The 7,724-nt window shown below is 72.1% G+C and carries 7 protein-coding genes; all 7 read right to left on the bottom strand.

Features of this window, described 5'->3' with window-relative positions:
* Positions 1–311: 311 nt before the first annotated feature.
* The 7 genes from AB0B48_RS30650 to AB0B48_RS30620 all read right to left on the bottom strand — a co-directional run bounded on the left by AB0B48_RS30650 (position 312) and on the right by AB0B48_RS30620 (position 7,664).
* A complete protein-coding gene (locus AB0B48_RS30650) occupies positions 312–1,949 on the bottom strand; it encodes a VWA domain-containing protein (RefSeq protein WP_357207616.1) in 1,638 nt (545 codons plus the stop codon).
* A gap of 38 nt (positions 1,950–1,987) precedes the next feature.
* Complete coding sequence (locus tag AB0B48_RS30645) at positions 1,988–3,163, bottom strand: AAA family ATPase (protein WP_357207613.1); 1,176 nt, start codon at positions 3,161–3,163, stop codon at positions 1,988–1,990.
* Positions 3,164–3,513: 350 nt separating this feature from the next.
* Positions 3,514–3,990 carry a hypothetical protein gene (locus AB0B48_RS30640; RefSeq protein ID WP_357207610.1) on the bottom strand — a complete coding sequence of 159 codons (477 nt, stop codon included), beginning with the start codon at positions 3,988–3,990 and terminating at the stop codon, positions 3,514–3,516.
* A gap of 107 nt (positions 3,991–4,097) precedes the next feature.
* Complete coding sequence (locus AB0B48_RS30635; protein WP_357207607.1) at positions 4,098–5,189, bottom strand: DUF4314 domain-containing protein; 1,092 nt, start codon at positions 5,187–5,189, stop codon at positions 4,098–4,100.
* A 71-nt stretch (positions 5,190–5,260) separates the two neighbouring features.
* Positions 5,261–5,932 carry a hypothetical protein gene (locus AB0B48_RS30630; RefSeq protein ID WP_357207604.1) on the bottom strand — a complete coding sequence of 224 codons (672 nt, stop codon included), beginning with the start codon at positions 5,930–5,932 and terminating at the stop codon, positions 5,261–5,263.
* A 100-nt stretch (positions 5,933–6,032) separates the two neighbouring features.
* Positions 6,033–7,124, bottom strand: coding sequence for a M23 family metallopeptidase (locus AB0B48_RS30625; protein ID WP_357207601.1), 1,092 nt, complete (start codon positions 7,122–7,124; stop codon positions 6,033–6,035).
* Positions 7,125–7,250: 126 nt separating this feature from the next.
* On the bottom strand, positions 7,251–7,664 hold the full coding sequence (locus AB0B48_RS30620) for a hypothetical protein (RefSeq protein ID WP_357207598.1): 414 nt from the start codon (positions 7,662–7,664) through the stop codon (positions 7,251–7,253).
* Positions 7,665–7,724: the final 60 nt, after the last annotated feature.

Genomic DNA, 7,724 nt, shown 5'->3' with positions numbered 1-7,724 from the left:
CCGCGAGTCCGGGTGAACGGGATGGCCCGGCGCCGGGTCGGCGTCGAGGCGGTTGTCACCTTGTGATGGGCAACGGCGTTCCGCGTCCGCGCCCGGCCGGTTAGGGCCTGTCGGGGACGCGATGCATACACCCTTCGATGACGGCGGATGGTCAAGTCGCGGCCCGGCGGCGGGGAGCCGGCGGCGGGCCGCGCGATCCGGGGCTGTGGGTGCTTCTTGAGACGCCGCGCGCGGCGCTGCCCGGCCGCAGCCGTTGCAGCGCGCGGGGTGGGACTGGTTTGCCGCCCGGACGGGTCGGGTCTGGCTGGGGTTCAGGTCTGGGCGAGCGCGGTGACGGCGGCGTCGGCGATCGCGGTGATGGCGTCGACCGGGTCGGTGACGGTCAGGGTGGTGGTGTGCGTGAAGGTGTGTCCCCAGATCTGGTCTGGGTCGGTTGGCTCGCCCGCGGTGGGTGGGTCGGCGGGGTGTAGCCACAGCACGGCGCAGCCGGCGCGGTGCAGGGTGGTGACGAGGCGTTGGCCGGCGGGGATGTCGTCGAGGTAGCCGTCGGAGACGACGGCGAGCATCCGTAGAGTGCGGCCGTGGCGCAGGTCGAGGAGGTGGTCGGCGACCTTGACCGCTTCGGGGAAGGTGGCGGTGGCGAAGTCGGTGCGCATGTGCAGCACCTGCCTGGGGAAGGTGCGCGGAGGTACCAGGACGGTGGTGCGGTCGCCGAAGCCGATGGTGGTGGTCGTCGCGTCGGCGCGGCGGGCGGCGTGGGCGAAGATCCACGCCGCGGAGGACATCGCCTCGGTGTAGCGGTCCATCGACCCGGACAGGTCGACCAGGATCGCCAGGTGCAGACGGGGTTTCTCGGGCGGTAGGTGGGCGCGTTGCTGCCACGGGGCGGCCGTTGGCAGTTGCCCGGCGGCGGTTTGCGCGTCGGCGGTGATGGCGTGGCGGGTGCGCAGCCGCCCGGGTGGGATCGCGGAGGGCCGCCGGCCGGGTTCGGGGTGGCGGGTGCGGGCCTGCCGCAGCCGGTGGGCGAGGTCGCGGGCCGCGCGGTGTTCCTGCTCGGTCGGGTCCCGGCGGTCCCACTGCGAGGGTGGGCTGTGCCGGCGGGCCAGCAGCGCCGCGGCGTACTCGGCCGGGGTGACGCCGGCGGCGACGGCAAGGTAGTCGACGAGGGCCGCGGCGAGGCGGCCGGGAAACAGGCCGGCGTCCGGTACGGGGGTGTCGTACTGCTGGTCGGGGTCGATGCCGAGGACCTGACACCAGCGGCGGGCAAGGCGGATCATGGTGTCGGCGTCGGTGTCGTCGCAGATCTGGGCCTCGCGCCAGATGTCCCGCAGTTGTCGCAGGCGTTTGCGTCCGAGGACGCCGGTGACGGCGGCGCGGACGGGGCGGACGTCTTTGCTGGTGACGATGCGGGCGTCGACGCGGGCCAGCAGCAGGGCGGCGAGTTGTCCAGCGTGCCATGGGTCGTCGACGGCCGCGTCGTCGGGGTTGAGAAGGGTTGTCACGACGTGGCGCAGCCAACGGCGGTCGCCCCGGCGGCGGGTGCGTTGGCGTCCTTCGGCCCGGGATTCCTCGAGCATGTGGGCGACGTCGGCGAGGATCGGCGGGGTGCCGGGCGGGGTGGTCCAGTGGCTGTGCGCGGCGTGCGCGGCGCCGTGCACGAGCAGCCCGTAGCCGGTGGGCACGATCCGCTTGTGGCGGGCCTTCGTGGGGTCGGTGATGTCGGGGCGTTCGGCGATGTAGGTGGCGTCGACCTCGATGCGGTGGAGGTCGGGGTAGAAGCATTCGGGTGCGTCGCCGGCGGCGCCGGGGGCGACGAGGACGGTGAGGTCGGTACGGCCGGTCAGCAGCGGGACGTGTTTGGTCCACGCCGCGGACCAGTCATGCCAGTCGCTGGCGGCGGCCGGCGTCGGCGGTGCGCCCTGCTGTAGGTGGGTGCTGGGGTGTGACACGGGGTTGGCTCCTTCCAGGAATCTGGGGTGGACGGCGGTTAGCGCTTGCCGAGGGCGAGCGCGGTGATGGGCGTGCCGGTGTGCCGGGACAGCGCGGCGGTGACGTCGTCGCGGGCGTCCTCGGGGGCGATGCCGGCCAGGTTGGCCAGGGCGGCGGTCATGCCCAGGTGGTCGCGGACGGTGACGAAGCCGAGCAGTTCGCGCAGCTGCGGCGCCCACACGGTCTTGCCGGCGCTCAGGTCGGCGTTGAGGTCGATCGCCGCGGCCACGACCTGCTTGGGGACGCCGAGTTGGCGGGCGAGGTCCCAGTCGGTGGTGACGTGCAGGTGGACGGTGAACCGGGAGGCCAGGGCCTCGGTGAGCACCGCGCCGTGCACGCCCGGGTTGTGGCCGGCGACGATGTAGAACCCGTCGACGGCTTCCACGGTCTCGTTGCCGTTGGCGGGGATGGTGATGACACCGCGGCCGTCCATGGCCGGGTACAGCACGGCCAGGACGCGGGGCGGGATGAGGGTGGCGTCGTCGACCAGCAGCACCCGCCCGTCACGCATGGCGGTGACGAGGGGCCCGTGGACGAACTCGTAGCCGCCGCCGGGGATCGGGTTGTAGGAGCCGAGGAAGTCGTCGACGACGGTGTCGCCGGTGCCGGCGACGGTGAGCAGGTCGGGGAACGCGGCCTCGACCATGGCGGTCTTGCCGGTGCCGGGCGGCCCGTACAGCAGCACCGGTACGTGCTGGGCGCGTAGCCGTCGCAGTTCCTCGACGTCCCAGCCCTTGCCGAGCCGCCGCGGGTGGTACAGCGTCCCGTTCGGGCGCGGTACCGGCGCGGGCCGGGATTGACGGCCACCACTAGTACTGCCGCCGGAGCGGGTGCGGGGTGCGGCGGGTGGGAGGGTGCCGGCGGCGTCGATGCCGGGCTGGGTGATCTGGAAGCGGTGGTGCGGGTCGCGGTGGTGGGTGGCGTGCCCGGCGGCGGCCATCTTCTTTAATGCCTCGAACACCGCCCCGGAGGACGGTGCGCCGATAGCCCGGGTGATCTCACCGACCTTGAGGATGGTGTCGGGGTGGTCGGCCAGGTGTAGGGCGACCTTGCGGTAGAGGTAGCCGGACCGGCCGGAGCCCGCCTCGGTGGCGGGAGTGCCGGCGCCGCTAGCCGGGGCTGGGTCGTTCTGCGGTGAACCGGCCTGCGGGGCCGGCGTATGTGGTGTTGTCATGGGGTTGCCTCGATTCCAAGGGTTGTGCCCGCGCACCCGTCTCCGGGTGCGCGGGCGGTGGGTACCGCACAGCGGAGACGGGTGGGGCCAACCCCTGCCGGCCTGGTCGGGCCGTGCAGGTGGGCGACCACACCCGGTGGTGCTGAAGGGTTACGGCGCCACGTCGGGTCGCCGCTGGTGCGTGCTGGTCGGTGTCGAGGCCGCGCGGGCGGTGTCGGCGCCGACAATGGAACCCCCGTCACCCCAATTGATCAAGTCGAATGGGCTGGCGGGTGTGGGATTACCGGGAGCGCCGGCTAACTACGTGTGCACCGTGAGGGCCGGAAGCGATGCGCGCGGTGCGGTCGTGGTCAGTCGGCGCATCCCCGTTCGCAGCCCTGCGGGTCGCACTGCTGTCCCTCGGCCATCCGGGCCAGGGCCAGCCTGTCGTCGCCGTCGAGGTCGTCGAGGAACGGCCAGTCGAACCCGTCGGCGAACGCCTTGACCTTGGGCGCTCCGTACATCGGGTATCTGGCGTGATCCATCGCCGCCACGGTGTCGTCGCGGACGAGGAGCCAGGCGAGTTCGCCGAGCTTGTCCACCGACCGGCTCGCCGAGTTGCCCCGGTGGTCGATGATCTTCCCGATGGCGAATCGCAGGTAGTCCCGGGCGTAAGACTCGTGGTTGACCCGCTGGGTCCACTCACCCGGGCGGCGGGGGGTGAGGACCTGGCGGGCGTGGTCGAGATCGAGCGCCTCCACGAGCACCTCCTCCCGAAAGCCGAAGATGTCGCAGCGGTTGGCCCGGAGAGCCCAGACCCGGGTGACGATTTCGTCTTGGGCGCGCATGGTCACTGGCATTCCTTCCTGAAAGTCTTACCTGTCGTGGCCGGGTGGCCGCGGCCGATGCTGGCCCGGCTTCCGGTGGCGCGGTGGGGCTTGGTCTGCGGGCAGGCCTATGCCTGATCGGGGTCGGGCAGGTCGCCAACTATCCGGTCGCAGGCGTACGGGTCGACGGCCTCCCAGCACCAGCTGCGGCCCATCACCACGTACCGGCCGTCGCCGTACGGGGTTATGCGTTCGATGGCGTCGGGGTCGTCGAACATGGCGCGTTGGTCGGCGATGATCACGTCGCCGTTCAAGGACAGGTTGGCCAGCGCGGCGTCGACCCGACGGTCCAGTTCCTCTGCCGGCACGCCCTCGTCCCGGAGGCTGTCGCGGTACTGGTCACGATGCCGCTGCTGGTCGGCGACGATCGCCTCGGCCACCAGCCGGGTGCAGGAGAACACCGCCCACCCGTTCCAGTGCTCGATCAGGGTGCCAACGAACCCCACCTCAATGCGGTCCCTGCCGTCCGGGTCGGCGGTGCGCGCCCAGTCGCCTGCGAACACGCCGACGTCGCCGATACGGACCCGGTCGGGGCGCAGGCGGGACACCTCGCGGCCGGTGGGGCTGGCCGCGAGGCGACACAGGTCGGCGATCCGGTCGGTAGCGGCGGTGTCGAAGGCGTCGCGGTAGACGGCCATCGCCTCGTCCCGCTGCTGGATACGCAGCCCGAACCAGCCGCAGACGTCGCCGGTAGCGTCGGCGAACAGCCCCCATCCGGCGGTGTCGACCGCCTCTGCGGCAAAGGTGAAGCGGGGCAGGGCATCGAGGACGACGGGATCCCCATCGTCAATGCCGGCCAGGACCCGGCGGGCGGCCAGGCGGGTGTCGCCGGTGACCCGGGCGCCAATAGTGTCCTGAGCCCACCATTCGGCGGCGGTGCGGCCGGCCTCGGTGCCGGCGTCGCGCATCCGCCGCAGCGCGGCGGCCCATCCGGCGGCCTCGTCGACGGGCCCACCGGTGGGCGGCGGGGTGGTGACCGGTTGGATGCGGTCGCCGGCGTCGAGGCACATCGACAGGGCCGAGCCGCTGTCCCAGGTGACCTCGACAATGTTCTGCTGCGGGTCGTGGCGGCGGACGGTGCCGGTGTCGCCGGGCCGCAACTGGGTGTGCGGGTCGCTGGTGTGGACCAGGGCGACGCGCTGGCCGGGCTGGTAGGTCATGGTGTTCTCCGATCGGTGAGTGGACAGGCCGTCGCCAGCGGGGGGCGGCGGTGGCATCGGGTCGGGTGTGTTCACTGGGTGCCGCCTGTCGCGTCACCCGTGGTGGGGGCGTGCGTTGGCCAGGGCTTGCGGGTGAGGTGGGCGCCGAACATCGGGTCGGTGGCGACCGAGGAGCCGCAGCGGGTGCAGCTGGTGGCGGTGTCGTGGCCGTAGCCGGCCATGGACGGGACCTCGACGTGGTCGATCTCGTCGACGGCGCCGCAGACGGTGCAGACGGTCATCTCCGGGCCGCCCTCGTTGAGGGCGGGTGCGGTGACGAACAGGTCCTCGATCGGGTCGAGGTGGTGGACGCTGTGGCGCAGCCAGCGGCCGTGGACCGTCGCCTCGTACGCCACCAGTAGCCGCTGGTCGGGGTGCAGCAGGTACATCCACTCGTCGAGCCCGTTGAGGTCCTCCCGTAGTGAGCCCTGCCGGATGGTGTTGTTCTCGGTGACGGCTGGGTAGCCCAGGCCCGCTACGGGCGGCTGCCGGTGCCATCGCCGAGTCGTGGGGTTGACGGCGAGGCTCGACCAGGTGCGGGCCAGCAGCCCGGCGGCCATCGCGTCGGTGTCGCGGCCGAACGTGTCGGTCCAGATCCGGCGCAGCAGCGGCACCAGGACCTCCGGGTCCTCGGCAAGCTGGATGGAGCGGGCGGTGTACCGGCCGCGGAGTGCGGCGACACCGATCAGGACAGGTGTGCTCACGTGCCTTCCCTCCTGGGGATCTGTGAATCGGGGGTTGCGGCGGTCGTCCGCAGGTGGGACGGCCGTCGAGCTGGGTGACCATGGGGCCGCCGGCATCGCGCTAGGACCTTGTGCCGAGCGGGGCGTCATGTGCGGCCATGAAGGGCACCGGGTCGATGGCGCCGTTCGGGCTGGCATCGCCGTTGTGGTGCACCTCGTAGTGCAGGTGCGGGCCGGAGCTGTGGCCGGTGGAGCCGACGACGCCGATGGGCTGGCCTGCGGCGACCGGCTGCCCGACCGTCACCATCGGGGGTTGGTTCAGGTGGCAGTAGCGGGTGAGCAGGCCGCTGGCGTGGTCGATGTCGACGTACCAGCCGCACCCGCGCGTGCGAGCGGGGTCGCCGTCGCGGTCGCAGCCCCAATCGGCGCCGGTGTCGGCGTAGACGGCGTTGCAGGCGACGGTGCGGACGGTCCCGGCGGACGCGGCGCGGATAACGGTGCCGCGCGAGGCGCTGAGGTCGACGCCGTCGTGGCCCGGCCGGTCCGAGCTACGAAAGCCCGACCCGACAGGGGCGAGGACCGGCTGCGTCCACGGGCCGGTGAATCCGCACCCGGCTAGGCCATCGGTGGGTAGGCCGGCGGTGTTGGCGATCGCGCTGACCAGTTGGGTGGCTGGTCCCTCCCATGTCGCGTAGGCGTCGGGGAAGGCGCTGACCTGCACGGCCTGGGCGGCTTCGGTGAGCGGCATCGCCTGCCAGCCCCTGACCGTGGCCAGCTTCTCGAAGAACCTCTCCGACGCGTAGACGGGGTCCTGAAGCTGGGCGGGAGTGCCCCACCCTTGGCTGGGGCGCTGCTGGAACAACCCGACCGAGTCGCGGTCACCGCCGGGCAGGTTCCGCAGGGTGCTCTCCTGCAGGGCGGTGGCGACCGCGATCACCCAGCCGCGCGCTGGTAGCCGAAGTCGGGCGCCGGTGGTGACGATCGCGGCGGCGTTAGCGACTTGGTCGCTGTCCCAGTCGCCGATCGCCGGCCACCGGCGTGGCGTCCCGGGTGACGACGCGGTGATGGTTGACGCGGAGCCGGGTGAGGTGGCCGTGGGGACGCAATCGGCGGCAGCCGTGCCGCCGCCGAGGAATCCGCCGAGCCCACCGGCGCAGAGCATGAACACGGCGACGAGCGCCACCGCGACGGACACCAGAGATCGGAGCGTCACGTCGGCTCCCGCTGGCCGAGCGGGCGGGTACGGTCGGGCCGCGCGGCGGAGGCGCGGTCGGGCGTGACCTGGAAACGGGCGAGGTAAGAGGCGCGATCGGACATGACTGGTCCTCCGAGGTACCGATTAGCCGAGGCTGTGGACGCCCACCGGGCTCCCGTCGCCGGAGTGCACGGTGACGGTGTCGTCGGCGGGGTTGATGACGTAGACCCACGAGGCGTCGAGGTCGACGGCACGGCTGAGCGGAAAGACAGTGACGGGCTCAGGATCGGTGTCGTCGAACGTCACGCCCACACCGCCGACGGGGTGCTGATGACGGAACGACCGGGTGTCTGGGGTGACGTCGGATCCGAGGTAGTACCAGTCGTAGGCGAGGACCGCGTCGATAAGCTCTTGAGTGTCGCGGCGGGCGGTGGTGGCCCAGATGCTGCGTAGTTCCGCGATGAGCGTCAGCGGGTAGCCGTCGAAGTGGACGTAGCGGGCGTGGACGGTGCCCGGCTGCGCGGGATCGATAGCGCTGACGTAGCAGATGATTGCCACGGGTCATGTCTCCTCGTCGTGATGCAGCGATCGGGTACGGCGACGACCGCGCGGCCGTGG

Source organism: Micromonospora sp. NPDC049089 (assembly GCF_040648775.1).
GTDB lineage: Bacteria > Actinomycetota > Actinomycetes > Mycobacteriales > Micromonosporaceae > Micromonospora.
Note: the sequence above shows the minus strand (reverse complement) of the source record. Positions and strands in the feature narration are given on the sequence as shown.

What these genes read in the sequence shown, in the direction of transcription:
- AB0B48_RS30635 (WP_357207607.1), bottom strand. Translation starts at nt 5,189, where the DNA reads ATGACCTACCAGCCCGGCCAGCGCGTCGCCCTGGTCCACACCAGCGAC.
- AB0B48_RS30640 (WP_357207610.1), bottom strand. Translation starts at nt 3,990, where the DNA reads ATGCGCGCCCAAGACGAAATCGTCACCCGGGTCTGGGCTCTCCGGGCC.
- AB0B48_RS30645 (WP_357207613.1), bottom strand. Translation starts at nt 3,163, where the DNA reads ATGACAACACCACATACGCCGGCCCCGCAGGCCGGTTCACCGCAGAAC.